Here is a 25,727-nt window from a genome sequence, read left to right on the forward strand (position 1 = left end):
GCGCCACCCCGGCACCGACCAGGAAGCTCCCCGCGCCCTGCGCCATGCCGTACGTCCCGGCTCCGACGAGCGGGGCGGTCAGCGCGGCGGAGACCGGGATCAGGCCGGAGAAGAGGGTGGCGCGTTCGGCCCCGATGCGCTGCAGGCCGATGTACCAGCAGACGAACCCGATCACGGTCACGACGGCGGCCTGCCAGAGCAGGGCCGTGGCCTCCACGGAGGTCGGGACCCGCAGGAACGCGCCGCCGTCCAGCAGCAGGCCGAGCAGTGCGGACTGTACGGCGGCGATGGCGCAGACCGTCGCGGCGAGCAGCTTCGGGCCGAGCGGCCGCAGCACCGGTACGGCCAGGACCGCGAAGCCGACCTCGCCCGCGAGCGCCCCCACCGACCAGCAGATGCCCGCCAGATCCGTGCGGCCCCACCCCTGGACGGTGAACGCTCCGGCGGCTACGAGCCCGGCAGCGTACAGCGTCACGCGGGAGGGGCGGCGGCTCTCCAGGAGGGGGACCAGAACCCCGACGACGATGGGCGCGCACCCCACGAAGACGCCCGGAACGGCTGGTTCCGCACTCCGTTCCGCGGCCAGGACCGCCAGGTTGAAGCCGACCATCCCGACCGCGGCGAGCACGCCGAGCCGCAGCCACTCGCGCCGGGAGAGCGACCGCAGCGGGGCGGCCACGGGGGCCGGGCCCCGCCGCAGCAGCGCCGCGAGGAGCAGTGCGGCCAGACCGTAGCGGAGCGCCTGGCCACCCGCGTACGGGTAGTCGCCGAGCACGCTGTTGGCGGTGAAGGAGGCCCCCACCAGCACACAGGCGAAGGCCGCCAGGAGGGCTCCGCGCAGAGAGTTCGCGTTCATGACGGTGACGCTAGGTTCGGCACCGGACCGGTTTAAGGTCCACTTCCATGACATCTTCGGGGACCAATTCAACCGGTACGGAGGGGCGCGACGGGCCCGGCGGCCTCGATTCCACCTCGCCTGCCTGGGAGTTGCTGCTTCCCGCCGCTGCCGCCCCGGTGCGCGGGCGCGGGCGGGCGCTCCAGTCCGCGCTGCGGGAGGCCGTCCGCTCGGGCCGTCTCGTCGCGGACACGCGGCTGCCGTCCAGCCGTGAACTCGCCGCCGATCTCGGGGTGTCGCGCGGGCTGGTCACGGAGGCGTACGAGCAGCTGACCGCCGAGAGCTATCTGCGCAGCGGGCGGGGCGCGGGAACCTGGGTGAGTGGTGGAGTACGCGCGGCGGCGCACTCCGTACGGGATCTGGCTCCGCGCGCGCCGGGCGTGCGGGTGGACTTCCGGCCGGGCGTCCCCGACCTCTCCCTCTTCCCACGCACCGCGTGGGCCGCCACCCAGCGGACGGTCCTCGGACGGCTGCCGCACAGCTCGTTGGGGTACCCCGATCCGCGCGGGCTGCCGGAGCTCCGGGAGGCGCTGGCCGGTCTGCTGGCCCGGCGGCGCGGGGTGGTGGCGGATCCGGAGCGGCTGGTGGTCTGCTCGGGGGTGGCCCAGGCGACGACGCTGCTCGGCTTCGTGCTCCGGGAGGAGGGCCTGGCCTCGGTCGGCGTGGAGGACCCGGGGAGCCCGGAGCACGCGTCGCTCTTCGCCTCGACGGGGCTGGCCGCCGTCCCGCTGCCGCTCGACGCGGAGGGGCTGGCGCTCGGACCACTGCGGCGCTCCGGCGTGCGCGCCGTGGTGACCACGCCGGCGCACCAGTTCCCCACCGGAATCGCCTACTCCGCGGAGCGCCGCCGCCATCTGCTCGACTGGGCGCGCGATGTGGACGGCGTGATTCTGGAGGACGACTACGACGGGGACTTCCGGTACGACCGGGCTCCGGTGGGGGCGTTGCAGGGGCTCGACCCGGAGCGTGTCGTGTACACCGGGTCGGTGAGCAAGTCGCTGGCTCCGGGCCTGCGGCTGGGCTGGCTGATCGCCCCCGCCTCGCTCACCGGCCGCATCGTCGCCCGCAAACGGACCATGGATCTGGGTAACCCCGCCATCGACCAGGCGGTGCTGGCCGACTTCGTCACGCGCGGCGCCTACGACCGGCAGCTCCGCCGCTGCCAGCGCGCCTACCGGGAGCGCCGCGACGCCATGGTGGCCGCGCTCGGAGAGCACTTCCCTGGTACGACGGTCAGCGGCATCGCGGCAGGTCTGCACATCATCGCGCGCCTGCCCGGGCGGTACGGCCCCGAGGGCGCGTTCCTGGGCCGCGCGGCCGGGGCCGGCCTCGCGCTGCGGCCGCTGGGCGACCGCGGGGACGCCGGACCCGAGGACGGAACGGTGGCGCTCGTGCTCGGCTACGCCCACCTGACGCCGGGTGAGATCGCCCGGGGAATCGGGATGCTCGCGGCGGCGCAGGGGTGAACCGGGGCCTTGTCCCCGGCCGACCGGCCCCGTTCACCTGAGGTTGGGGCAGTGGCCTTCACCGGCCACTAGGCATGGGGGCGGAGACCGGTTCCGTCCCGACGGAGCGCTCCGGCCGCCCCGGCCCGGTGTCCGTCCGTTCCACAGCCCCGGACCGGTCCGCCGGTCCGTCCCGCCCACTCCGGCCCGGTGTCCGCCCGGCCGTTCCGCGCGTACCTCCGGACCGGTCCCGGCCCGGTGTCCGTCCGTTCCGCCCACCCCGGACCGGTCCCGCCCGTCCGTTCCGCCCACCGCCCTGGAGGCGCCTCGATGCCGCACCGTCCGCGTATCCTCTCGCCCGGCCGCCGTACCGTTCTGCGCGGCTCGCTGCTCGTCCCCGCCGCGGCCCTGCCCACGGCCTCGGCGGCGGCTCCCGCCCTGGCGCTGGCTGGGCGGCCGGAGGCGGCGTGGGGGGTGCAGGTGGGGAGCGTCACCGCCTCCTCGGCGCTGGTGTGGGTGCGCTCCGACCGGCCCGCGCGGATGCTGGTGGAGACCTCGGCGACCGAGTCCTTCCGCCGGTCCCGGAGCTGGTACGGACCGTTGACCGGGCCGGGTACGGACTTCACCGGCACCACTCCCCTGTACGGCCTTCCGGCGGGCGAGCAGGTGCACTACCGGGTCACGCTCGCCGACCCGCACGACCCCCGTCGTACGGGGAAACCGGTGTACGGAACCTTCCGCACCGCTCCGGCCCGGCGGCGGGACGGGGTGCGCTTCCTGTGGTCCGGGGACATCGCGGGGCAGGGCTGGGGCATCAACCCGGACATCGGCGGCTACCGGGTGTACGAGGAGATGCGCCGCCTGGACCCGGACTTCTTCCTGTGCAGCGGGGACACCGTCTACGCGGACGGGCCGCTCCAGCCCGGTGTGCCCCTCCCCGACGGCAGGATCTGGCGCAACGTCATGACCGAGGAGAAGGCCAAGGTCGCCGAGACGCTGGACGAGTACCGGGGCAACTTCCGCTACAACCTGCTCGACCGCAACGTCCGGCGCTTCAACGCGCAGGTCCCCTCCGTCGTCCAGTGGGACGACCACGAGGTGCGCAACAACTGGTACCCGGGCCAGATTCTCGACGACCCGCGCTACACGGAGAAGAACGTCGACATCCTCGCGGCCCGTTCCGCGCGCGCCTTCCACGAGTACTTCCCCGTCTCGACGCCGCACGGTTCGTACGGCTCCTCCGCTCGGCGCTCGCGCATGTACCGCACCGTCCACCACGGGCCGCTGCTGGACGTCTTCGTCCTCGACATGCGCTCGCACCGCAACCGCAACTCCCCCAACCGGCAGGCCGACGACACGACCGGCATCCTCGGTGCCGAGCAGCTCCGTTGGCTCAAACGCGCCCTCACGGAATCCCGCGCGGTGTGGAAGGTGATCGCGGCCGACATGCCGCTCGGCCTGGTGGTCCCGGACGGGGCGACGGACTACGAGGCGGTGGCCCAGGGCGATCCGGGCGCTCCGCTCGGGCGGGAGCTCCAGATCGCGGAGCTGCTGCGGTTCATCAAGCACCGCAGGATCACCGGCACGCTGTGGCTGACGGCCGATGTGCACTACACCTCGGCGCAGCACTACGCCCCCGAGCGGGCGGCGTTCAAGGACTTCGCGCCGTTCTGGGAGTTCGTCTCGGGCCCGCTGGCCGCAGGGGGTTTTCCGGCCAACGCGCTGGACGGCACGTTCGGGCCGGACCGGGTCTTCGTCCGGGCGCCGGACCGGGCCAATGTGTCGCCGATGGAGTCGCCACAGTTCTTCGGGGAGGTCGAGATCGACGGCGACAGCGCGGATCTGACGGTGCGTCTGCGGGCGGAGGGCGGTGCGGTGCTGTTCACCAAGGTGCTGCGGCCGGGGCGTGTGGGTCAGTGAGGGCGCGCCGTCGGCCTGGGCCCGTGGAGAGCCCCGAGGTACGCCTCTGACCTGCACAAACGGCTGTGCCAGGGCCCGTTGTCAGTGGTGGGTCCTACCGTTTTCCTCATGACCCGATCCGTTCAGGCCCTGGCCTACGCACGACCGTCCGCCCTGGAGTCCTCGCAGGTGGGGGCCTCCCTCGGTCTGGAGACCGCGGGCGGTCTCACCCCGCGCGGGGCCGAGGCGCACCCGCGGTTCTTCGCCGGTTTCCTCTCCGCTCCCCGCATCGCCGCCCGCGGGCTGCTGGCGGTGGCCGACGTGGCTTCCGCGCGCTACTACCAGCGCACCCTGCCCGCCTCCCTCGACCCGGTGGTGACGGGGAACGGGGACCGGCTGCGCTTCGAGTCGTTCTCCGGCTGCTGCGGGGTGTACGCACGCCTGGACGTGCTCCAGGAGGGGCTGGACGGGGAGCGGACGGGGCACGGTACGACCAATGTGGACGTCAACAATCCGCTGCGGGACGCCCTTTCCCGGATAACGGCGGACGACCCGCTGCATCTGCGGGTGGGCCCGGAGGAGCTGGCGGTCACCACGCTGGACGGCCCGGTGGTGGAGAAGAAGGTGCCGCTGCCGGACCGGTGGCTGCGGGGGTTCGCCGAGGCGCAGGTGGCCTCGGCCGGGTTCGATCTGCGGGCCGAGCTGACGGCGGCGCGGGCGGTGGCGTTCCTGCGCTCCCTGCCGCGCGGCACGGGCAGCGCGGCGCGGGGCGCGCAGTGGGTGGTGGCCTCCGGCTCCGGTCTGCGGCCGACGACCCGGCCGGTGCCGGGCGCGGTGTGCCTGCCGGGGCCCGAGCGGCTGGTGGCCCTCCAGCGGGTGCTGCGCCACGCGACGGCGCTGCGCGTGTACGGGCCTCCGGTGGCGGACGGCGGAGCGGCGGCGAGCGCCTGGGAGGTGGTTCTGCCGGGGATGCGGCTCACCCTGACGCTGTCGCCCGACTCCTCGCGCGGGTTCTCGGGCGAGGGCGGCGTGCTGGAGGCGCTGGCCACCGATGACGCGGCGGCCGATGCCGAGCTGGTCTCCGTCCTGCTCGCCTGGGAGCCCAGGATCGAACCGGCCTCGCTGGCCGAGCAGTCGGGGCTGAGCGTCGAGCGGGTCCGGGCCGCGCTCACCCGGCTGGGCACGGCGGGCCGGGTCGGGTACGACCTGGCGGACGCGGCCTACTTCCACCGCGAGCTGCCGTACGACGCGGACCGGGCGGAGCGGCACAACCCGCGCCTGGTGGCGGCCCGCGAGCTGGCCGGTGCGGGGGCGGTGACTCTGGACGGCGCGCTGGCGTCCGTGGCCTCCGGCGACCGGCGCTACCAGGTGCGCGAGAGCGGCGGGAGGCTCGCCTGCACCTGCCAGTGGTGGGCGGACTACCGGGGGAAGCGGGGCCCGTGCAAACACGCCCTGGCCGTGACGATGGTCCGGCGCGGCGCGACGGTCACCGGAGGCGTGCGATGAACGACCGGATGAACGACGAGACGAACGACCGGATGAACGGCGAGACGATCGACGAACTGGTCACCGCTGTGCGCAAGGGACACAACCGCGCCGTTCCGCCGCTGGTGCGCAAGCTGGACCGGGCCGGGCGCAGGGCGGTGCTGGCCGAGCTGAAGGAGCTGCGCAAGGAGGTCCGGGGCTGGGAGTGGCGGCGGCAGGACAAGGTCCGCAAGGCGCTTCTGGTGGCCGGGGCTGCCTGTCACACCGGGGCGGCGGGCTGCGCCACCTGGATCGGCGGCCGTGACCTGCGCAGCTGGTCCCGTTCCCCGTATCCGCTGCTCCTCGTGGCGCTGGGAGACCGCGATCCGGCCTGGCTCGGCGATCTCGCCCACCGGCTGGCGGCGAAGTCGCTGAGCTCCGAGGCGGATTACACGTTCATCAGCGAGCTGGTACGGATGGCCGGGCGCCCGATCCCCACGACGGACAGCCTGGTCCAGGGCTGGACGGAGCGGATCGGTGCGGCGGGGTGGCACGGTGGATCCGGCCGGGTGCCGCTGGCCGGTGTCCTGCGCTCCGACCCGCACGTCGCCGTGCTCGTACCCCGGCTCTTCGAGATGCCGGAGCTGCCGTCCCAGGTCGGCTGGTACGACACCCCGGGATCGCCCGACCACTGGCCGGCCGCGCTCCGCGTACTGGCGGAGGAGGGGGTGCTCGACCGGTCGCAGCTGGTGGAGCGGTGTGTGACCCGTCTGGTGCGCGGCGGCAAGCCGGGTGACCAGCGGTTCTTCCTGGTCCTGCTCCAGCAGCTGGGCCTCACGGAGGACGAGGAGAGCGGCCACCTCCGCGACTGGACGGTGCTGGCGGCGGACGGCATCTCGGTGGTGGCCTCCCATGCGCAGGACGTGCTGGCGCGGCTGGACGCACGGGGCGAGCTCTCCACCGCGGAGCTCGCGGAGGTGTCGGGTTCGGTGCTCTTCCGGCCGGAGAAGAAGCTGGTACGCGCCCAGTTGATGCTGCTGGGGAAGGTGCTGGGCCGGGACGCGACGACGGCGGGTGAGCTGCTTCCGGTGGTCGCGGAGGTGTTCGGGAACGAGGACATCGCCCTCCAGGAGCGGGCACTCAAGCTGATCGCACGCCATCTTCCGGCCGCCGACGAGGCGCTGCGGGAGGAGCTGTCCTTCTCGGCCGCGCAGTTGGGGCCCCTGCACCGGGAGACGGTCACCGCCCTGTTCGGGACGGTGACCGAGGAGGCTCCGGCGGACGGCCCGTACGAGGAGCTGCTGCCGCCCGTCCCCGCCCTGTTCCGGCTCGACCCGGCGCCGCAGACCGTGGCGGAGCTGGTCGAGGAGGTGGCGGCCCAGCTCAAGTCCCGTTCCTGGCAGCCCTCCACTCCGGGAGCCTCGGCCGCCGCGTCCGGGATCTCCGGTTTCGAGCGCGCCCTGGACGGGCTCGTCCGCCTCGCCCGCACCGACCGGGCCGAGCTGACAGAGGCCCTTCAAGAGGCCCTGGCCGGGGTGTGGTTCGTCGAGCACGGCATCGAGCGGCAGCCCGAACCGGCGTACATGACCACGGGGCACGCCCTCGCCCTGGTGGTGGGCTCGCTGCTGGGCCGGGTCCCCTACGAAGCCGTCATCCAGGGGAAGAACCGCTGGACCGGCACCGGGACCTGTGCCCACGCCGCGCTGAACGGGGTGCTCCTCGCCCGTGCGTGGGAGGCGGCCGGTGACGTGCGGACCGACCGGGTGCCGTTCCTGCTCGCCACGCCCACCTGGCACACCGGTTCGCTGGACCCGGCGGAGCTGGTCGAGCGGCTGCGGACGTATCAGCGCCTCGGAGCAGCCCCGGGCCCCGCCGATTTCGCCCAGGCCCTGCTGCGTGTACGCCGGAGCGGTGAGGAGGAGGCCGCCGACGCCGCGGCGGCCCTCGGGACGCCCACGGGGGACCGGCTGGCCGCCTGGATACGGGCCGGTGAGCCGGTCGCCTCCGTCCTGCGGCACGGCCTGACCAGCGATCGGCCCTCGGCGGGCGACTGGTGGCAGCGTTCGGCGTCCGGAGCCCGGAAGGTGCTCCTCGCCACCAGGGAACGGCCGCTGATCCAGGAGGAGTTCCCGCGCTCCTTCCACTGGCTGGGCCGCCCGCACCTGCCCGACGCCCGGGGCTGCTACCACTGGGGCGCCGAGCAGTGCCCGCACTGGACCGCCACGCTGCCCGAGGACGGGGAGACCCTGGCCGCCTGGCTGATGCCGGATCTCCTGCGCACCGCCGACGAGGGCCCCCGGGGCGGGGCCTGGCTGCTGCCGCCGCTGATGGAGACCGGCGGGGAGGCCGGTGTCGCGGTACATCTCGCGCTCGCCTACGGGCTGGGCGCCCGGCACCCCGAGGACCGGATATCCGCCGTGGACGCGCTGCTCGTCCTGGCCGCGCAGGGCCGCCTGGACGCCACACTGCTCGGGCGGGAGCTGGCGGTGCTCGTCGACCACGACCTGGTGAAGGTCAGCCGACTGGCCGACGCCGCCCGGACGGCCGCCGCCACCGGGGCGTACCGGACGGTGCTGGGCGTGCTGGCCGTGGCGCTGCCCACCCTGCTGGCGTACGAGAAGGCGCCCCGGGGGCTCGGGGATCTGCTGGCCGTGGCGGCCGAGTGCGCCGAGCGCTGCGGTACGGAGGGGATCGAGCCGGTCGCGGGGCTGGCCGGAACGGCCGGGCGCAAGGGGTCCTCGCAGACCGTCCGACAGGCCGCCCGCCTGCTGGCCGTGTTCCCGCCCGCCCAGGAGATGACGTAGAGGGAGGCTGAGGAGGCGTAGAGCAGGCCTGGAGGAGGCGTAGAACAGGCTGAGAGGCCAGAAAATACGGCCGAAAAACGACGATAGGCGATCAGATCCACACTTAACCCATCAGTCACAAAGTGTTCGTGATCAGGCAACACCATGCGTTCACAGTAAGGATATGACTGATGTGACGTCTTCGAAGACCGCCCGCCGCCCGCACCACTGGCGGCGGGACCTGATCGAGCTGGCCGCGCTGTTCACCGCGGTCGCCGTGGCCGACGCGATCGCCAACCTGATCGGGCACCAGCCCGACGGGCCCTACCTGCTCATGGCGTCAGCCGTGGCCCTGGTGGCCACGGCGGCGTTCCACACCTGGTGGGCGCGGCGCCACAGCAACGCTCCCCCGCCGGAGGATCCCGGCGCGTCCGGCCCGGCGCCGGACGCGGTCACCGAATCGGCCGCCGGGGCCGGGGAGACGGTTCTGTGGCGGATGCGGACGACGGTGCGCGACGCCCCGGGCAGCCTGGCCGCCCTGTGCCTGGTGCTCGCCCGCTTCCGGATCGACATCCTGACGCTCCAGACCCACCCGCTGGCCGAGGGGACGGTCGACGAGTTCCTGCTGCGGGCGCCCGCCTCGCTCCCGGCGCAGGAGCTCACCCGGGAGATCGCGGCCTCGGGCGGGACCTCCACCTGGATCGAGCGGGCGGACGCCCACGATCTGGTCGACACCCCGACCCGGGTGCTCTCGCTGGCCACCCGCACGGCGCTCGACGCCGCCGAACTCCCGCTCGCGCTGCGTCAGTTGCTCGGCCGGTGCACGATCCACTCGCTGCCCGCCGTCTCCATCACCGGCCGCCCGACCGGGGAGAGCGCCCCGGTCGAAGGCGTGCTGGAGGAGACGGTGATGCGCCTGCGCGACCCGTCGGGCGGGGTCATCTCCGTCGAACGCCCCTATCTGCCGTTCACCCCGACCGAGTTCGCCCGGGCCCGCGCCCTGGTGGAGCTGGACGCCCGGCTCGGCCCGCGGGTGCCCCGCAGCACGGACATCCTCACGCTGCCCGAGGGCAACGAGATCACCGTGCGCCGCGCGGACCGCAGCGACCTCGCCGCCGCCCGCGCCATGCACGACCGCTGCTCCCCGGACACCCTGGGCCTGCGCTACCACGGCCCCGTCGGGGACGCGGACCGCTATCTGGACCACCTGCTGAGCCCGCGCTTCGGCCGCACCCTGGCCGTCCAGACGGCCTCCGGCAAGCTGGTGGCGCTGGGCCACCTCCTGTGGGACGGCGACGAGACCGAGGTGGCCCTCCTCGTGGAGGACGACTGGCAGCGCCGGGGCATCGGCTCGGAGCTGCTCGGCCGCCTGGTGCAGCTCGCCCGGGAGGCAGGCTGCGACAGCGTGTACGCCGTCACCCAGGCCCGTAACACCGGCATGGTCGCCGCGATGCGGGCGCTGGAGCTGCCCCTGGACTACCAGATCGAGGAGGGCACCCTCGTCATCACCGCGCGGCTGACGACTGCTCCGGAGCCGGCGCGTGCGACGGAGGAGCGGACCGCCCGGCCGGACCAGCGGACCGCTCGCCCGTCCGGCTCCGCGGAAGGGGCCCGGCGCTGAGCGCCTGACAGAGATCGGCCCAGAGGTCCTCGACGTCCTCCAGCCCGACCGACATGCGCAGCAGCCGGTCACCGACGCCGGACGCCTGCCGGTCTCCCTCGTCCACGATGCGGTGGCTGATGGAGGCCGGATGCTGGATCAGCGAGTCCACGCTGCCCAGGCTGACGGCGGGCGTGATGAGCCGTACACCGGCGATCACCGCGTGCGGGTCCCCGTACACCTCGAAGGAAACCATCGCCCCGCCGATCGCCGGGTAGTGCACCCGGGCGATCCGCGGGTCGGCGGTCAGCCTGCGGGAGAGCTCGGCGGCGCTCGCCGAGGCGGCGCGTACGCGGACCGGAAGGGTGGACAGCCCCCGCAGCAGCAGGTAACCGGCCAGGGGGTGCAGCACCCCGCCGGTGGCGAACCGCACCTGGCGCAGAGTGGCCGCGAACTCCTCGTCGCAGGCCACGACCCCGCCCATCACATCGCCGTGCCCGCCGAGGTACTTGGTGGCGCTGTGCAGGACGATCCGGGCGCCGTGCTCCACGGGGCGCTGGAGGACGGGGGTGGCGAAGGTGTTGTCGACCAGCAGCGGCACGGAGCCGCAGGAGTGGGCGACGGCCCGGATGTCGATCTCGGCGAGGGTGGGGTTGGCCGGGGTCTCGACCATGACCAGGCCGGTGTCCGGGCGGATCGCGTCGGCGATGCCCGCCGGATCGGTCCAGGTCACCTCGGTGCCCAGCAGTCCGGCGCCCAGCAGGTGGTCGCTGCATCCGTAGAGGGGGCGGACCGCGACGACATGGCGCAGTCCCATGCTCGCGCGGGCCAGCAGGACGGCGGTGAGGGCGGCCATGCCGCTGGCGAACGCGACGGCGCTGTCGGTCCCCTCCAGCCGGGCGAGCGCCGTCTCGAAACGGCCGGTGGTCGGGTTGTCCAGCCGCGCGTAGACGGGCGGGCCGTCCGGCCGGGCGCCCGTGGTGGCGAAGGCGTCGATCCGCTCGGCCTCGGCGCGCGAGTCGTAGGAGGGGTAGGTGGTGGACAGGTCGAGCGGAGGGGCGTGCAGACCGAGGGAGGCGAGGTCGTCGCGTCCGGCGTGCACGGCTTCGGTGGCCAGCGCCCTGGCGGGGGTGGGGGCAGGGGGCGTCATCGAGACTTCGTTGTCCATGACAACAGCCTGAACAGTTACCGGCTCGTAGCGGCGGAAGGCCGTGTTACGTTCGCCGCATGGCCGATTCTGTCGCTCTGGACCCGGTGGATCTGCATATTCTGCGGCTGTTGCAGAACGACGCACGGACCACCTACCGCGAGCTCGCCGCCGAGGTGGGGGTGGCCGCCTCGACCTGCCTGGACCGGGTGGCCCGGCTGCGTCGCTCCGGGGTGATCCTCGGCGATCAGCTGCGGCTGGATCCGGCGAAGCTGGGCCGGGGTCTTCAGGCGCTGCTCCTGGTGCAGGTCCGGCCGCATCGGCGGGAACTCATCGGCCCGTTCGTCGACCGGGTCAGGGCCCTGCCGGAGTCCCGCGCGCTCTTCCACCTCACCGGCCCCGACGACTATCTGGTCCAGGTGGCGGTGGCCGACACGGCGGATCTGCAACGGCTGGTGCTGGACGAGTTCACTTCGCGCCGCGAGGTGGCCCGGGTCGAGACCCGGCTGATCTTCCAGCAGTGGGAGTGCGGTCCGCTGCTGCCACCCGGCGAGCCGGTCCGCCCCTGATCGCCTGCGCACCGGTCCGCTCCCGATCGCTGGCGAGGCGGTCCGCTCCTGAGCCCCGGCGAGCCGGTCGGCGCGTGATCGTCTTTCGGACGTACGCCTTTCAACGGTGGTGACGGAGAGGGGCCCGACGTTGGAGTATGTCTCCATGTCAGTCACTTCGAGCAGCGCGCTGCCCCGTCAGGTCGCCGACGCCTACGTCGACGCATTCATCGAACTCGACCCCATCACGGGCACCTACCTGGGTGACCCCGAAAGCTCGCGCCGCCTGCCCGATTTCTCACCGGCCGGACAGGAGGCGGCCGCCGCCCTGATCCGCGCCACCCTGCTGAAGCTGGATGACGCGGAGCGGCTGCCGGGTGCCGACAGCGATGCCGAACGCCGCTGCGGGCGGCTCCTGCGGGAGCGGCTGACGGCGGAACTCGCCGTGCACGAGGCGGAGGAGGGGCTGCGGACCGTCTCCAACCTGCACTCGCCCGCCCACAGCATCATCCAGGTGTTCACGATCACGCCCACCACGACGCGGGAGGAGTGGGCCGCGGTCGCGGAACGGCTGCGCGCCGTACCGGCCGCGTTCGAGGGGTACCGCGCCTCGCTCGGGCTCGGCCTGGAGCGCAAGCTGTACGGTGGCCCGCGCGCGGCCGCCACCTTCATCGGTCAGCTGACGGAGTGGGGCGGCGAGAGCGACAGCCCGGCGTTCTTCCAGGACTTCGTCACGGCCGGTCCCGACGCGCTGCGGGCGGAGCTGGACGAGGCCGCCCGGGAGGCCACGGCTTCGGTGCTGGCCCTGCGGGACTGGATGCGTGACGTCTACGCCCCGGCGATCGAGGGCGCCCCGGACACGGTGGGCCGCGAGCGGTACGCCCGTTGGTCGCGCCAGTTCAACGGGACCGACCTGGATCTGGACGAGGCGTACGCGTACGGCTGGTCCGAATACCACCGCCTGCTCACGGAGATGAAGACCGAGGCGGCGAAGATCCTCCCGGGGGCGAGCCCGTGGGAGGCGCTCGCCCACCTCGATGTGCACGGCAAGCACATCGAGGGCGTGGACGAGGTACGGGAGTGGCTCCAGGGCCTGATGGACGAGGCCATCGAGGCGCTGGACGGCACGCACTTCGACCTGGCCGAGCGGGTGCGGAAGGTGGAGTCGCACATCGCCCCGCCCGGCGGCGCGGCCGCCCCGTACTACACGGGCCCCTCCGAGGACTTCTCCCGCCCCGGGCGGACCTGGCTGCCCACGATGGGCGAGACCCGGTTCCCGGTGTACGACCTGGTCTCCACCTGGTACCACGAGGGCGTTCCGGGCCACCACCTGCAGATCGCGCAGTGGACGCATGTCGCCGACAGCCTCTCCCGCTACCAGGCGTCGGTCGGCCAGGTCAGCGCCAACGCCGAGGGCTGGGCGCTGTACGCGGAGCGGCTGATGGACGAGCTGGGCTTCCTGCCCGACGCGGAGCGGCGCCTGGGGTATCTGGACGCGCAGATGATGCGGGCCTGCCGGGTGATCGTGGACATCGGCATGCACCTGGAGCTGGAGATCCCGGCGGACTCGCCGTTCCACCCCGGTGAGCGCTGGACGCCCGCCCTGGCGCAGGAGTTCTTCGGCAACCACAGCGGCCGCCCGGCCGACTTCGTGGAGAGCGAGCTGACCCGCTACCTCTCGATGCCGGGCCAGGCCATCGGCTACAAACTGGGCGAGCGCGCCTGGCTGCTCGGCCGGGAGAACGCGCGCGCGGCCCACGGAGACGCCTTCGACCTCAAGGCCTGGCACATGGCCGCGCTCTCGCAGGGGCCGCTGGGCCTGGACGACCTGGTCGAGGAGCTGTCCCGGCTCTGACCCGCCCCGTCCCGTTCCAGCCAGGACCGGCCCCCGTCCACCATCCACCGGACGGGGGCCCGCCCGCCGCACGGAAGCGCGGAAGTCCGCCTCTCAGCAGCCGCAGTCGGCGTCGTCGACCGGCGCGGTCAGCGGGTCGGCAGCGCGCCGCTCGCCGCCCTCCCAGGTCTCGAAGGCGAAGCCCTCGCGCGCCCAGTACTCGAAGCCGCCGAGCATCTCCTTGACCTGGTAACCGAGTTGGGCGAGCGCCAGGGCCGCGCGGGTGGCACCGTTGCACCCCGGCCCCCAGCAGTACGTGACGACCGGTACGGCCGGGTCCAGCAGCGCGGCCGCCTGCTCGGGGATCAGGGCCGTGGGCAGATGCACCGCGCCGGGCACGTGCCCCTGGTCCCAGGAGGCGGTGGAGCGGGAGTCCACGAGGACGAACCCGGGGTCCCCCTCGGCGGCGAGCGCGGAGGCGACGTCGGAGACATCGGCGTGGAAGGTGAGCGAGGCGCCGAAGTAGGCGGCCGCCGCGGCCGGGGAGGCGGGCGGGACGCGCAGCACGGAGTTGACGGCCGTGGCCGTGGTCTGGGAGGTCATGACCATGAATCTATGGCCGCCGGCCGGAACCAGGAAGGCGGTTTCCCCGGCACTTCTCTTGATCCGCCGGGGATTTCCGTGTTGTCTCTGCGGGGTGACCGACTATTCCCCGGACGCCACCGACTGGCGCATTCTCGATGTCCTCCAGCGCGACGGCCGCGCCACCTTCGCCGAGCTGGCCCGCGCCGTCGCGATGTCCCCGAGCGCCGTCACGGAACGGGTGCGGCGCCTGGAGGAGGCCGGGGTGATCAGCGGTTACGCCGCCGTGGTCGACGCCGAGCGGATCGGGCTGCCGGTCCTCGCCTTCGTACGGCTGCGCTATCCGCATGGGAACTACAAGCCGTTCCACGACCTCCTGGAGACCACCCCGGAGATCGCGGAGGCCCATCACGTCACTGGTGACGACTGCTTCGTCCTCAAGGTGACGGCGCGCTCGATGCGGCACCTGGAGGAGATCACCGGCCGGATCGCCGCGCTCGGTTCGGTCACCACCAGCGTCGTCTACTCCTCACCGCTCCCCCGGCGCGCGATCAGCCGTTGACGATCTCCCCTCCGTGAAGGGACGCCAGGCGGTGTCGTAGCGTGCACTTTTTGGCCTCTCCCCAACTTAGGCGGGTACATGAGACAGAGAATGAGCCGCTTCGCGGTGCTGTGTTCCGTTCTGTTCACGGTGATGGCGCTGTCCACCGTGCCGTCGCATGCGGCGGACGCGCGCCCGGTGCCCGTCACGGCCGGCGACAAGTACGCGCTCAGGTCCGTGGGCAACGGCCTCTACGTGTCGGTGGAAGTCAACACCGGCGGCGCCCGGCAGGCCATGCTCCGGGCCCGCTCGGCCGCCCCGTCCCACCGGGACCTGGGCTCCTGGGAGAAGTTCACGCTGCACACCGGCGACAAGGGGTGGACCACCACGCTGCGTTCGGAGGCGAACGGGAACTACGTCACGACCGAGCGGAACTACACCGGCAGCCACGAGAATCTGCTCCGGGCCCGCGGAGCGGTCCTCGGCGAGTGGGAAAAGCTCCAGCTGGAGAAGCAGACGGACAACACGTACGCCCTCAAGGCCTGGACGGACAAGGGCTACAGGTATGTGACCGCCGAGGTGCAGGACCCCGGAACCGACAACGGGCTGCTGCGCGCGCGGGCGGAGGCGGTGGGGTCCTGGCAGAAGTTCGAACTCGTCTTCCTGGGCGAGGAGAACGCGAGCGACGAGGGCGGACGCCCCGCTCCCGCGTCCCCCGCCCCGGCGGCGGACTTCCGTGTGATGTCGTGGAACGTCTGCGCCAACAACAACAGCGGCTGCGGGAACCACCGGGTGGAAGGCCCCACCCTGGGTGCCCAGGTCACCGCCCGGATGGGCAATGAGGCGGCGCAGTACCGTGCCGTGTTCCTCCAGGAGCTGTGCGAGTCGCACGCCAAGGACATCGAGAGGGCGCTGGAGACCATCACGGGCACCGGATGGGACGTGCGCTTCGCCCCCATCAAGTACACCGTCGACGGATCCTCCGTGAAGGCCGCCAAGACGTGCGACAGGGCCGGATCGGCCGCGTCCGGCTGGAAGGACCGGGGCGCCTACGGCATCGCCCTGGCCGTGCCCGACTCCAATGTCTGGTACACCTCGTACGACCTGCCCTCGCCGCAGAACCGGACCATCAACAACACCTGGGTGCGCATGGAACAGCGGACCGCCCTGTGCGCCGTTCTCCCGGCCCAGGCCCTGCAGTTCTGCACGTCCCACTTCAGCGCCGGCATCACCGCGGACGACCCCGACCCCGGCACGAAGCGCATGGAACAGGCCGCGAAGCTCCAGGAGATCGTCCACTCGTACACCCCGGCCGGCTACCGGACCGTGTACGGCGGCGACTTCAACGCCGTCCCCCCGGACTCCGCCTCGAAGGACGACTCCAAGGACGTCCTGACGGCCGCCTACGCGGCGGACACGGAGTGCGACGAGGGACGGTGGAGCGCGCGGCCGCATGACGGCCGGGCCACGAAGCCGTTGGGCAACCGCAACATCAAGATCGACTACCTGTTCGCGCCGTCCTCCGCGACCGTCGTGTCGTGCGACGTGCCGGCCGATGCGGGACGGTCGGACCACTATCCGATCAAGGGGCGCTTCCGCCTCTGAGCCCACCAGGGCCGGGCCCGGGCCGCCGTGACAACGGCCCGGGCCCGGCCCGTTCGTTCACAGGCTCTGGCGCACCGTCGATCCGCTCCGGCCCTTGACCACTTCGAGCCGGGCCGGGATGCGGCGGCGCAGGTCGGCCACATGGCTGACGATGCCGACGCTGCGGTCCCGTTCCCGCAGCGAGTCCAGCACGTCCAGCACCTCGTCCAGGGTCTGGTCGTCCAGGCTGCCGAAGCCCTCGTCGATGAAGAGGGTGTCCAGGCGTACGCCCCCGGCCTCCTCGGTGACGACGTCGGCGAGGCCGAGTGCCAGGGCCAGGGAGGCGAAGAACGTCTCGCCGCCGGAGAGCGTGGAGGTGTCCCGTTCGCTGCCGGTCCAGGCGTCCACGACATGGAGCCCGAGCCCGGCCCGGCGTCCGCCCGTGCGGGCGTCGGAGTGGACGAGGGTGTAGCGGCCGGAGGACATCCGCTGCAACCGGGCGGTGGCCGCCGCCGCCACCTGTTCGAGGCGGGCGGCGAGAACGTACGCCTCCAGGCGCATCTTGCGTTCGTTGTCGGCGGAGGTCCCCGCCGTCAGCCCCGCGAGCCGGGCGACCCGCTCGTACTCCCGGCGCACCGGCCCCAGCCGCCGTACCTCCTCGGCCGCCCGTCCCGAGAGCCGGTCGAGTTCGGCGCACCGGTCGCGGGCCGCCGCGAGGCCCGAGGCGGCCTCGCGCAGCAGCCATTCCGCCGTGGTGTGGGCGCTCTCGGCCGCCTCGGGCCTCGCCTGGGGGCGCTCGGCGGCCTCGCGGGCGTCCCGTTCGGCGCGCCGGTCCGCGACCGCCGCCGCCTCGGCCTGCCAGGCGTCGACGCGGTGCTGGAGGTCGCGCTGCGCGGCGGCGCCGAGGAGCGTCGCGGCAGCGGCCTGCGGGGTGTCGAACCCGGCCCTGAAGGCCGCGTCGGAGAGCCGGTCGTCGGCCTCCTTGCGGCGCTGGGCCGCGTCCTGTTCGGTGCGGACGGCCTCGGCGGCGGCGGCGAGGAGCGCGACCCAGCGGGTCAGCTCCTCCGCGCGCGCGGCGACGGACGCCGCTTCGCCCCGGGCGGCGGTGATCTGGTCCTCCAGCTCGGCCTGTGCGCGGTCGAGCGCCTCGCGCTCGGAGGTACGGGCGGAGGCCCTGATGCCCGCCTCCTGCCGCTGTTCCACCCGCTCGGCGTGCTCGCGCTCGGCGGCGGCGAGGGCTTCGCGCGCCGCGTGAGTCCCGGAGGCGAGCCGGTGGGCCTCGGTGTGCTCGGTGGTCAACCGGTCGACGAGGGTACGGAGTTCGTCCACGGTGGGCGGTGCGGAACCGTCCCCCTGGGCCTCCGCCTGCGCTGTCGCGTGGCGTTCGCGTACGAGGCCGAGCTGCTGTTCCGTACGGGCGCGGGCCGCATCGGCCGACCGGTGGGCGGCGAGGGCCTTCTCCTCCGCGGCCCGGTCCACATGGCCGTCGCCGGGGCGGGCGGGGGCCGGGTGTTCGGCGGAGCCGCAGACCGTGCAGGGCTCACCCTCGACAAGGGCGGCGGCCAGCTCCGCCGCGATGCCGCGCAGTCGGCGCTCCTTCAGGTCGAGCCAGAACTCGTGTGCTTCCAGGGCCTGTTCACGTACGGCGGCGAGCGCTGCCCTGGCCTCCTGTACGTCGGTGGCGAGCCCGTCGCGGCGGCGGGCCGCCTCCAGTCGGCGGCGGGCCGGGGCCAGTTGTCCGGCAAGCTGTTCGGCGCGGGTGGCGGCCTCCTGCGAGGCGTCGATCCGCTCCTTGAGGGCCGTGCGGGTGGCGTCCCAGTCGGCCAGCCACGCGTCCGCTTCCCGGATCGTCTCGTCGTCGGCCCGGGCCTCCCGGTTGAGCCGGGCGCGTTCCTCGTCGATCCGCGCGCTGCGCGCCTCGGCCTTGCGGGCGGCTTCGAGTCCGCCGAGCTCCTGCCGGAACCGGCCTTCCAGCTCGGCGAGTTGATCGGCGCCCGCGTCGGCCGGGACGGTGGACAGCCGCTCCCGGGTCCGGCCGAGAGCGGACAGCCGCTCCCTGGCCCGGCCGAGGGCGTCGCTCGCCGACCGGTACGCCCGCTCGGCCTCCTCCCGCAGCTCCAGCGCCGGGGCGACCCGGTCCGCCTTGCGGGCGCGCTCCAACTGCTCCTGGCAGCGGTCGTGTTCGGGGCGCCGCTCGGCCAGCTCCTCGGTGCGCCGCCGGGTCTCCGCGTACCGCTGCTGGAGGCGGGCCAGTTCGCGTTCGGCGTCCAGGGCACGGCGGGCGGTCAGTTGGCGGTTCTCCGCCTCCGCCACCACCGCGTGCGCGATGTCGAGGTGTTCCCGGGCGGCGCTGCGGGCGAGGGCGGCCCACTCCAGGACCGCTTCGGCCAGGCCCGGTTCGCCCGCCCGTACGGTGGGCGGGGCGGCCTCGGTGGCGGCCGGGCCGCCCGCCTGGGCGATGCGCTGGGCGAGGGCGAGGATCTGTTCGTCCCCCGCCTTCACCCGGGCCTCGGCGCCCCGGCGCAGCTCGGCGAGCCGCTCCTCGACGGCGGCGAACCGGCGGGTGTCGAAGAGCCGGCCGAGGAGTTTGCCGCGCGCTTCGGCGTCGGCGCGCAGGAAGCGGGCGAAGTCGCCCTGGGGCAACAGCACGACCTGGCAGAACTGGTCCCGGCTCATGCCGATCAGCTGGGCCAGCTCCTCGCCGATCTCCTGGTGCGACTTGCTGAGCGCCTTCCAGCCGCCCTCGGGGTCGCGCTCGCGCAGCCGACTCTGGGCCTTCTCCTGGGTGAAGCCGTCGCCCCGCTTCTTGGGGCGCGGCTGGGCGGGGCTGCGGGTGACTTCGAGCCGTCGGCCGCCGACGGTCAGCTCCAGCATGACCTCGGTGGGCAGGTCGGCGGGCGCGTGGTCGCTGCGGAGGGTGGCGCCGGGGCTCTGCCGGGCGCCGGGGACGGCTCCGTACAGGGCGAAACAGACGGCGTCCAGGACGGAGGTCTTCCCGGCGCCGGTCGGGCCGTGGAGGAGGAACAGCCCGGCGGAGGAGAGCGCGTCGAAGTCGACCGCCTGGGTGGCGCCGAAGGGTCCGAAGGCGGTGAGGGTGAGGCGGTGCAGTCTCAACGGGACACCTCGCGCACGCTCTCGTCCACCCGTACGTCGTCGAACGCGGCCCGCAGCACGGCGCGTTCGGGGTCGCTGGGTCCGTCGCCGCCGCGCACGTGGGCCACGAAGTCCTCCGCGATCTGCTGGTCGTCGCGGCCCTTGAGGCGCTGGGCGTACGAGGCGAGGGGGTCCTCGGGGGGCCGCTCGGGGTCGAAGACGAGGCTGATGGTGTGCGGGAAGCGGGTGCCGAGGCGGGCCATGGGTTCGGCGGGGCGGACCGGGTCGGTGAGGGTGGCCTCCACCCAGGCGTGCTCGTGGCGGTCCAGGGCCGGGTCCTCCAGGAGGGTGTCCAGGCGGCCCCGGAGCCGGGCGAGGGGCCGTTCGGCCGGGCAGTCGATCCGCTCCTCGGCGGCGATGGCGCCGCTGCCGTCGAGCTCGATCAGCCACATGGTCTTGCGGTGGTCGGCCTCGGAGAAGGAGTAGGCGAGCGGGGAGCCGGAGTAGCGGACGCGGCTCGTGACCCGCTGGGAGCCGTGGAGGTGGCCGAGGGCCACGTAGTCGACGCCGTCGAAGACCCCGGCCGGGACGGCGGCGACCCCGCCCACGGTGATGTCGCGTTCGCTGTCGCTGGGTTCGCCGCCCGCCACGAAGGCGTGCGCGAGGACGACGGACCGGGTTCCGGCGGGGCGGGTGGCGAGGTCGGCGCGGACCCGGTCCATGGCGGCGGTGAGGACGGCCTCGTGTCCGGCCCTGGGGGCGCGGAGGGTGTCCTTGACGAGGGCGGGTTCCAGGTAGGGCAGGCCGTAGAGGGCGACATCGCCGTGGGCGTCGGGGAGGAGGACGGGGGTGGCGCAGCTCGCGGGATCGGTCCGCAGATGGATACCGGCCCGGTCGAAGAGCCCGGCGCCGACACCGAGCCGACGGGCCGAGTCGTGGTTCCCCGAGATCATGACGGTGGGCACGCCGATGTCGGCGAGCCGGTGCAGCGCCCGGTCGAACAGCTCGACGGCGGCGAGCGGCGGCACGGCCCGGTCGTAGACGTCGCCGGAGACGAGGACCACGTCCACCTCCCGCTCCCGGACGGTGGCCACCAGGTGGTCGAGGAACGCGGCCTGGGCGTCGAGCAGGGACACCCGGTGGAAGGACCGGCCCAGGTGCCAGTCCGAGGTGTGCAGCATCCTCACGCGATCGCTCCGCCGGTTGTGCGCTGCATGTACGTCGTCCTCCACCCGTGGGCCACCGCCGGAGCGGCCCGTGATCCCGCCGCCGACTCGACCACGCTATCCCCGCCGGGCCGCCGATCCCGCATGGATCAAGGATTTGCCCGGGGTGGGATTGCCCTCATACCGGGCGGCGCGTGGCTCACACGCCCCCGCCCTCTCCTGTGCGGACCGCTCACACGTCCCCGTACGCCTCGCCGCCCAGCTCCAGCGTGGCCGAACCGGCGGTCGCGTCGGCCAGCCAGGCGGTGAAGGCGGCGACATCGGCGTCCGGGAGCCCGATCTCGATGGTCACGCCCTCCGCGTACCGCACCTCGCGCACATTCCGCCCGGTGGCCCGCAGATCGTTCTCCAGCTTGCCCGCCCGCTGGTGGTCGACGCGGATCGTCGCGAGCCGGAAGCGCTGCCGGGTGAGGGTGCCGAGTGCGTCGAGGGCTTCGCCGACCACTCCCCCGTACGCCCGGATCAGTCCGCCCGCCCCGAGCTTGACCCCGCCGTAGTAGCGGGTGACGACCGCCGCGACGTACCGCACCTCCCGGCGCATCAGCATCTGGAGCATCGGGACGCCCGCGGTGCCGCCGGGCTCGCCGTCGTCGCTGGCCTTCTGTACGGAGGCGTCGGCGCCGATCACGTACGCGAAGCAGTTGTGGGTGGCGGTGGGGTGCTCCTTGCGGACGCGTGCGACGAAGTCCTGGGCCTCCTGTTCGGTGGCGGCGGGGGCGAGGGAGCACAGGAAGCGCGATCGGTTGATCTCGCTCTCGTGCACACCCGCGCGGGCGACGGTCCGGTACTGCTCCTGCATCCGCCCACCCTATGCGCCGCCGCACCGGTGCCTTCGGGCGGGAATGGCGGGGCCGGGGCCGTCGGTTGTCCCGGCATGGACACAGAGGCAGAGACCATCCGGCGGATTCTTCAGGACTCGGGCGACACCTGGGCGGTGGTGGGGCTCTCCAACAACCGCTCCCGGGCCGCCTTCGGGGTGGCGCACATCCTCCAGCGCTTCGGCAAGCGGGTGGTGCCGGTGCATCCGAAGGCCGAGACAGTGCACGGGGAGCAGGGGTACGCCTCGCTGGCGGAGATCCCGTTCCCGGTGGACGTGGTGGACGTGTTCGTCAACAGCGAGCTGGCGGGCGGGGTGGCCGACGAGGCGGTGGCGGTGGGGGCGAAGGCGGTGTGGTTCCAGCTGGATGTGGTGGACGCGCAGGCGTACGAGCGGACGCGGGCGGCGGGGCTGGACATGGTGATGGACCGGTGCCCCGCCATCGAGATCCCGGGGCTGCCGCCCCGGGCCTGAGACCGGGGGTGTGGAGGGCGGCCCGGGGTGGGCAGGCTCCTCGCCGTGAGCGATCCTCTCGACGGCGGGCGGCCGGGCCCGCAGGGCGACGACGGGCAGGCCGACCCGCCGTCGGCCCGGCAGAACGACGGCGGGCGGTCGGCTACCGCGCCACGGCCCGCGCGGAACGCCGGTGAGCGGTTGGCCGCCGCTCTCTCGGGCCTCGGGGTGCGGCCCGGCGACGTCCTGCTGGTGCATGCCTCCCTTCGGGCCTTGGGGCCGGGCGTCGGCGGGCCCGTAGCCGTCCTGACGGCCCTGCGCCGGGCGGTGGGACGGGAGGGGACCCTGGTGGTCCCCTCGTTCACCCCGGAGAACTCGGACACCTCACCGCACTACCGCGCCCGCGTACGGGGCCTGGACGCCGAGGCGCGCGAGGCGGTCCGCTCGACCATGCCGCCGTTCGACCCGGCGCTCACCCCCGCACCCTCCATGGGGGCTCTCGCCGAGACCGTACGGACGGCGGCGGGGGCGCGGCGCAGCGGCCATCCGCAGACCTCCTTCGCCGCCCTGGGCCCCGCCGCCGGAAAGCTGCTCGCCGGGCACCGGCCCGACTGCCACCTCGGCGAGGACTCACCGCTCGCCCGGCTGTACGAGGCCGACGCCCGGGTCCTCCTGCTCGGCACCGGCTTCGCCACCTGCACCGCCTTCCACCTGGGCGAGTACCGCAGACCCGGCCCTCCGCGCCGCCGCTACCGCTGTGTGGTGGCAGTGCGGGGCGTGCGGCAGTGGTGGGAGTACGAGGATGTCGCCCTGGACGACAGCGACTTCGCGGCCCTGGGCGCCGCGTTCGAGGCGGCCGCCGGGCCCGGTGACGTACGGAAGGCCCTGATCGGGTCAGCCCCGTGCAGGCTGCTCCGGCTGCGGGCGGCCGTCGGCTTCGCCGCCGAGTGGCTCACGGACCACCGCTGACGGCACACCGCTCGCGGACCGCCGACAGGCCCCCTCAGACCCCCAGCCCCTCCACGACCACCGCGCCCGGGAGGGCGGCGAGCGCCTTGCCCGGCACGATGAGCTTGCCCCGGCGGCTGCCGCTGCCGATCAGGACCCACTCCTCGTCCACGACGGCGGGGTCCAGCAGGAGGGGCCAGTCGGCGGGCAGGCCGATCGGGGTGATGCCGCCGTACTCCATGCCGGTCGCGCCGACGGCCGTGTCCATCGCCGCGAAGGACGCCTTGCGGGCGCCGAGGTGCCTGCGTACCGCGCCGTTGACGTCGACCCGAGTGCGGGAGAGCACCACACAGGCGGCGAGGGTGACCTCTCCGCCGCGCTTGCCTGCCACGACGACACAGTTGGCAGAGGTGTCCAGCAGGTCCGCCCCGTGGTGCTCGACGAAGACGGCGGTGTCGGCCACGGCCGGGTCCGTGTCGACGTGGATGATCCGGTCGGCGGTGATGTCGCCCCACCCGGCGGCGAGGGCCGTCGCGACGGGGGCGGGGAGCAGGTCGAGCCGTTCGGAGGCGGGAGAGGCGTCCTCGAAGGTGCCGATGGGTGCGCGCATGCGGCCCACCCTAACGGCGCCCGGTGCAGGGGCTCTTGGCCCAGAGGCCGGCCGAAACACGTTCGGTCGGCAGTCGTCACGGAGCGTCCGGCGCCCGGTCCAGTTCGGCGAGGGCGAGCAGTTGCTCGGGCGTGACGCCCTTCGGAATCGGCACGGGGGCCGGTGTGCGGAGGGGTGGCTGCCAGCCCTTGTCCGGGTCCCAGCTCCGTACGACACGGGCCGGGGCCCCCGCGACCACCGCATGGTCGGGAACCTCACCGCGCACGACCGCCCCCGCCGCGACCACCACGTTCCGGCCGAGCCGGGCGCCGGGCAGGATCACCGCGCCGGTGCCGATCCAGCAGCCGGGGCCGATCGCCACCGGTTCCATCCGGGGCCACTGCCTGCCCACGGGCTCGTGCGGGTCGTCGTAGCTGTGGTTGGTCGAGGTGATGTAGACGTACGGACCGCAGTACGTGTCCGGGCCGACGCTCACCGTCGTGTCCGCGATCACATGGCTGCCGCGCCCCAGCACCACCCCGTCGCCCAGGGTGAGGATCGGATCGGGCCCCAGGTCCAGGTCCGGCATCATCCCCGCCGTCAGGGTCACCTGCTCCCCGATGACGCAGTGCGCGCCGAGCTCGATCCACGGCTCCCCGAAGACCGTGCCCTGCGGAAAGGCGAGCCGGGTCCCCTCCCCGATCGCGCCGAAGCGCAGCCGCCCGGGGTGCTCGGCGGTGACGGCTCCGGCCTCCTGCGCCCACGCCCAGCCGCGGTGGACCAGCCAGGAGGCGGCGCGGCGGCGTCGGCGGGCGAGGAAGGAGAACGTGTTGCGGTTTTTCGGCACGGGGTCACGGTAGTCGGCACGGTGGGCGGCGATCCGTGCGGTGACCTGTGATGTTCACCCCACCCCCCGGCGCACGCGGGGAGCCGTCGCCTACCGTGTGAGGCGGCCCGATCCCGATCGCAGGCCCCACGCGCAGCACACCGGACCACCGAGGAGCAGGCCATGGCGGAACAGGCGTTGATCACGGGCATGGGCGGCAAGGAGCCGGACATCGACGCGGACGCGTTCGTGGCACCGACCTCCGTGGTGATCGGAGAGGTGACGCTGGCCCCCGGTTCCAGCGTCTGGTACCAGGCCGTGCTGCGCGCCGACTGCGGCCCGATCACGATCGGCCCGGACAGCAACGTCCAGGACAACTGCAGCGTCCACACCGACCCGGGCTTCCCGCTCACCGTGGGCGCGCGCGTCTCGGTCGGCCACAACGCGGTACTGCACGGCTGCACCGTCGAGGACGACGTCCTGGTGGGGATGGGCGCCACGGTGCTCAACGGGGCGCACATCGGCGCCGGGTCCCTGGTCGCGGCGCAGGCGCTGGTACCGCAGGGGATGCGGGTCCCGCCGGGCTCGCTGGTCGCGGGGGTGCCCGCCAAGGTCAAGCGGCCCCTGACGGCGGAGGAGCTGGAGGGCATCCGCTTCAACGCGGCGGGGTACGTGGAGCTGGCCAAGGCCCACCGCGCGGCACACGAGGGCTGAGGGCTCCGGGGCCCGGCGGCTCGGTCCCGTACGCCGCACGGCACCCACCGACCCGTACGCCGTTCGCGCCCACCAGTCCCGTACGCCGTACGCGCTCACCGGTCCCGTACACATGCCGAAGCCGCCGCCCCCTCCCCGACCGGAGGGTGCGGCGGCCCCGGGAACACGGGCCCGCGGGCGTCAGCCGTTGGGGCGCAGGGTCCAGACGACGGTCATCTCGCCCGTGACCGCCCCGTCCGCCCGCTGGATCTCGATGGCGACGGGGAACTCGGGGCGCTCCCCCGCGTCGAGCTGGGCGACGACGTCGGCGATCGGGCGGCCGAGGGTGGCGGTCGCGGTGACCTCGCCCATGGCCAGCTTCTTGTAGCCGATCTCGGCCTTCACGGCGAGCGGCACGGCTCGCGACATCTGGTCGCCGAAGGCGGCGATGACGATGGCACCGCTGGCGGACTCGGCGAGCGTGAACATCGCTCCGGCGTGCGGGCCGCCGACGTGGTTGTGGTACTCCGCCTGGTCCGGCAGCCGGACGACGGCCCGCTCGGGGGTCGTCTCCAGGAATTCGAGGTTGAGGGTCCGGGCCATCGGGACCGTCGCGACGAGCATCTCGCCGACGGTCATCTGTTCAGCGCTCATGGACCGAAGGTTACTCATGAGTAGCCAGGTTTGACCATCCCCCCGCCGCCCCCCTGTTACGGCACCGGGACAGCATCGGGACAGGGGCGGGCGTGGCAGTGCACAC

Annotated in this window: 20 protein-coding genes and 1 pseudogene; 12 read left to right on the forward strand and 9 right to left on the reverse strand. The window is 73.7% G+C overall.

The window, feature by feature from the left end; all coding sequences use genetic code 11:
• Positions 1-10: 10 nt before the first annotated feature.
• Positions 11-910, reverse strand: a pseudogene (locus tag ACFW9Z_RS18085) (DMT family transporter); the annotation flags it as partial.
• Between ACFW9Z_RS18085 and ACFW9Z_RS18090 the strand changes: the two are divergent.
• From ACFW9Z_RS18090 to ACFW9Z_RS18110, 5 genes are all read left to right on the forward strand, one after another.
• A complete protein-coding gene (locus ACFW9Z_RS18090; protein WP_384641419.1) occupies positions 904-2,361 on the forward strand; it encodes a PLP-dependent aminotransferase family protein in 1,458 nt (485 codons plus the stop codon). The pseudogene ACFW9Z_RS18085 and the gene ACFW9Z_RS18090 sit on opposite strands and share 7 nt — an antisense overlap.
• Before the next feature lie 309 nt (positions 2,362-2,670).
• Positions 2,671-4,260, forward strand: coding sequence for an alkaline phosphatase D family protein (locus ACFW9Z_RS18095; RefSeq protein WP_384641422.1), 1,590 nt, complete (start codon positions 2,671-2,673; stop codon positions 4,258-4,260).
• A 108-nt stretch (positions 4,261-4,368) separates the two neighbouring features.
• Complete coding sequence (locus ACFW9Z_RS18100; RefSeq protein WP_384641425.1) at positions 4,369-5,745, forward strand: SWIM zinc finger family protein; 1,377 nt, start codon at positions 4,369-4,371, stop codon at positions 5,743-5,745.
• Positions 5,746-5,792: 47 nt separating this feature from the next.
• A complete protein-coding gene (locus ACFW9Z_RS18105; RefSeq protein WP_384641646.1) occupies positions 5,793-8,507 on the forward strand; it encodes a DUF6493 family protein in 2,715 nt (904 codons plus the stop codon).
• Between the two features lie 172 nt (positions 8,508-8,679).
• Complete coding sequence (locus ACFW9Z_RS18110; RefSeq protein ID WP_384641428.1) at positions 8,680-10,107, forward strand: GNAT family N-acetyltransferase; 1,428 nt, start codon at positions 8,680-8,682, stop codon at positions 10,105-10,107.
• Here ACFW9Z_RS18110 and ACFW9Z_RS18115 read toward each other — a convergent pair.
• Positions 9,992-11,254, reverse strand: a complete 1,263-nt coding sequence (locus ACFW9Z_RS18115; RefSeq protein WP_384641430.1) for a trans-sulfuration enzyme family protein — start codon at positions 11,252-11,254, stop codon at positions 9,992-9,994. The two genes, ACFW9Z_RS18110 and ACFW9Z_RS18115, sit on opposite strands and share 116 nt — an antisense overlap.
• A gap of 59 nt (positions 11,255-11,313) precedes the next feature.
• Here ACFW9Z_RS18115 and ACFW9Z_RS18120 point away from each other — a divergent pair, with 59 nt between their 5' ends.
• Together ACFW9Z_RS18120 and ACFW9Z_RS18125 are read left to right on the forward strand one after the other, a co-directional pair.
• Positions 11,314-11,802: an Lrp/AsnC family transcriptional regulator gene (locus tag ACFW9Z_RS18120; protein ID WP_384641434.1), complete on the forward strand. Its 489-nt coding sequence runs from the start codon at positions 11,314-11,316 to the stop codon at positions 11,800-11,802.
• A gap of 145 nt (positions 11,803-11,947) precedes the next feature.
• Positions 11,948-13,636 carry a DUF885 domain-containing protein gene (locus ACFW9Z_RS18125; protein WP_384641437.1) on the forward strand — a complete coding sequence of 563 codons (1,689 nt, stop codon included), beginning with the start codon at positions 11,948-11,950 and terminating at the stop codon, positions 13,634-13,636.
• A gap of 93 nt (positions 13,637-13,729) precedes the next feature.
• Here the strand turns inward: ACFW9Z_RS18125 and ACFW9Z_RS18130 are convergent, their stop codons facing one another.
• On the reverse strand, positions 13,730-14,224 hold the full coding sequence (locus ACFW9Z_RS18130) for a rhodanese-like domain-containing protein (RefSeq protein WP_384641440.1): 495 nt from the start codon (positions 14,222-14,224) through the stop codon (positions 13,730-13,732).
• Between the two features lie 88 nt (positions 14,225-14,312).
• Here ACFW9Z_RS18130 and ACFW9Z_RS18135 point away from each other — a divergent pair, with 88 nt between their 5' ends.
• Together ACFW9Z_RS18135 and ACFW9Z_RS18140 are read left to right on the forward strand one after the other, a co-directional pair.
• Positions 14,313-14,759, forward strand: a complete 447-nt coding sequence (locus ACFW9Z_RS18135) for an Lrp/AsnC family transcriptional regulator (RefSeq protein ID WP_384641442.1) — start codon at positions 14,313-14,315, stop codon at positions 14,757-14,759.
• A gap of 78 nt (positions 14,760-14,837) precedes the next feature.
• A complete protein-coding gene (locus ACFW9Z_RS18140) occupies positions 14,838-16,343 on the forward strand; it encodes an endonuclease/exonuclease/phosphatase family protein (protein WP_384641445.1) in 1,506 nt (501 codons plus the stop codon).
• Positions 16,344-16,400: 57 nt separating this feature from the next.
• Here the strand turns inward: ACFW9Z_RS18140 and ACFW9Z_RS18145 are convergent, their stop codons facing one another.
• From ACFW9Z_RS18145 to ACFW9Z_RS18155, 3 genes are all read right to left on the reverse strand, one after another.
• Positions 16,401-19,436, reverse strand: coding sequence for an AAA family ATPase (locus ACFW9Z_RS18145; protein WP_384641448.1), 3,036 nt, complete (start codon positions 19,434-19,436; stop codon positions 16,401-16,403).
• A complete protein-coding gene (locus ACFW9Z_RS18150; protein WP_384641451.1) occupies positions 19,433-20,602 on the reverse strand; it encodes an exonuclease SbcCD subunit D in 1,170 nt (389 codons plus the stop codon). Before ACFW9Z_RS18150 ends, ACFW9Z_RS18145 begins: the two co-directional genes overlap by 4 nt.
• Positions 20,603-20,813: 211 nt before the next feature.
• A complete protein-coding gene (locus ACFW9Z_RS18155) occupies positions 20,814-21,440 on the reverse strand; it encodes a YigZ family protein (RefSeq protein WP_384641454.1) in 627 nt (208 codons plus the stop codon).
• A 75-nt stretch (positions 21,441-21,515) separates the two neighbouring features.
• On the opposite strand from ACFW9Z_RS18155, the gene ACFW9Z_RS18160 reads away from it, so the two are divergent.
• Complete coding sequence (locus ACFW9Z_RS18160) at positions 21,516-21,932, forward strand: CoA-binding protein (protein ID WP_384641457.1); 417 nt, start codon at positions 21,516-21,518, stop codon at positions 21,930-21,932.
• Between the two features lie 180 nt (positions 21,933-22,112).
• Entirely contained in the window at positions 22,113-22,880 is a 768-nt protein-coding gene (locus tag ACFW9Z_RS18165; RefSeq protein WP_384641649.1) for an aminoglycoside N(3)-acetyltransferase, read from the forward strand.
• 34 nt (positions 22,881-22,914) lie between these two features.
• On the opposite strand, the gene ACFW9Z_RS18170 is transcribed toward ACFW9Z_RS18165, so the two are convergent.
• Both ACFW9Z_RS18170 and ACFW9Z_RS18175 read right to left on the reverse strand, forming a co-directional pair.
• Complete coding sequence (locus ACFW9Z_RS18170; RefSeq protein ID WP_384641460.1) at positions 22,915-23,469, reverse strand: YbaK/EbsC family protein; 555 nt, start codon at positions 23,467-23,469, stop codon at positions 22,915-22,917.
• 76 nt (positions 23,470-23,545) lie between these two features.
• The gene (locus tag ACFW9Z_RS18175) at positions 23,546-24,295 is read right to left on the reverse strand and encodes an acyltransferase (protein ID WP_384641463.1); all 750 of its coding nucleotides are present in this window, start codon (positions 24,293-24,295) and stop codon (positions 23,546-23,548) included.
• A 162-nt stretch (positions 24,296-24,457) separates the two neighbouring features.
• Between ACFW9Z_RS18175 and ACFW9Z_RS18180 the strand changes: the two genes are divergently transcribed.
• The gene (locus tag ACFW9Z_RS18180) at positions 24,458-24,988 is read left to right on the forward strand and encodes a gamma carbonic anhydrase family protein (RefSeq protein ID WP_384641466.1); all 531 of its coding nucleotides are present in this window, start codon (positions 24,458-24,460) and stop codon (positions 24,986-24,988) included.
• 180 nt (positions 24,989-25,168) lie between these two features.
• Here ACFW9Z_RS18180 and ACFW9Z_RS18185 read toward each other — a convergent pair whose 3' ends face one another.
• Complete coding sequence (locus ACFW9Z_RS18185) at positions 25,169-25,606, reverse strand: DUF4442 domain-containing protein (RefSeq protein ID WP_384641651.1); 438 nt, start codon at positions 25,604-25,606, stop codon at positions 25,169-25,171.
• Positions 25,607-25,727 lie beyond the last annotated feature (121 nt).

The organism is Streptomyces sp. NPDC059452 (assembly GCF_042750035.1).
Taxonomy (GTDB): Bacteria; Actinomycetota; Actinomycetes; order Streptomycetales; family Streptomycetaceae; genus Streptomyces.